Genomic DNA, 857 nt, shown 5'->3' on the forward strand with positions numbered 1-857 from the left:
GAAGGGCACGCCGAAGGTGGAGTTGTTCGAGCGGCTGCTGGCGTCGAAGGCGTAGCCGGCGTTGATACCGAAATAGGCGCCGGTCCAGGTGAACACCGGGACGGGGGTGAAGACGGGCGGCGGGGCGGCGCGGCGCGGCAGGTCGGCGGCCGAGGCGGCGCCGGTCAGGAGGGCCGTGGCGGCGCTCGCGAGAAGAAGCTTCTTGATCATCTGGTCCTCAATCTCCCGTTGATCGGGATGTGCCCGGGGACAGGACGTCAGGAAGGCCCGACGCGATAGTGCAACGCTGCAACAGGGCCCGCGAAGGCTCCGGGCTGGTGGCCAAAAAGGTGCGCTGGAACACATGGCGAGCCCGTGATGACTGGGGCCCATGCATTATTCGGCCAAAACTGGCCTCGGATAAAAATATGGTTCGGCAATACGCGCAGCCACGGCATGTTAACCTACGTGTAACATTTGGGGTTCGGCCCGAGAGCAGATCCCGCGGTTCCGGTCTCGCCTGTAGATTGCGTTGTGGCGGGAAGGAGCGGGCGGGCCCCCGGCCGGGTGTGCCGCGCCCCCGCGCTGACCTCCCCCGAGAGGCCGGTCGGGCGGGGCCTGCCAGAATGCGACGTGGACGATCCGGGCCGCTTCGCCTAGCTTCAAGGCATGTCAGCGGCCGATTTCCTGCCCGATGACGGCTTGGTGCGGGCGACAGGCCGTTTGACGGTCGCCTGTTCCCTCCCGGACGTCGTGTCCATCCTGCGCGAGACGGCGCGGGACATCGTCGGCTCCGACGGGGTCGCGGTGGTCCTGCGGGAGGGCGGATTCTGCTTCTACGCCGCGGAGGACGCGATCGAGCCCCTGTGGCGGGGGCG

Annotated in this window: 2 pseudogenes; one reads left to right on the top strand and one right to left on the bottom strand. The window is 68.0% G+C overall.

Annotated features, from left to right (window positions below):
• Nucleotides 1–210 (bottom strand): annotated as a pseudogene (locus tag AKJ13_RS29855) (porin family protein); the annotation flags it as partial.
• A gap of 438 nt (nucleotides 211–648) precedes the next feature.
• On the opposite strand from AKJ13_RS29855, the pseudogene AKJ13_RS29860 reads away from it, so the two are divergent.
• Nucleotides 649–857 (top strand): annotated as a pseudogene (locus AKJ13_RS29860) (GAF domain-containing protein); the annotation flags it as partial.

The organism is Methylobacterium sp. ARG-1, from assembly GCF_001262595.1.
Lineage (GTDB): Bacteria > Pseudomonadota > Alphaproteobacteria > Rhizobiales > Beijerinckiaceae > Methylobacterium > Methylobacterium brachiatum.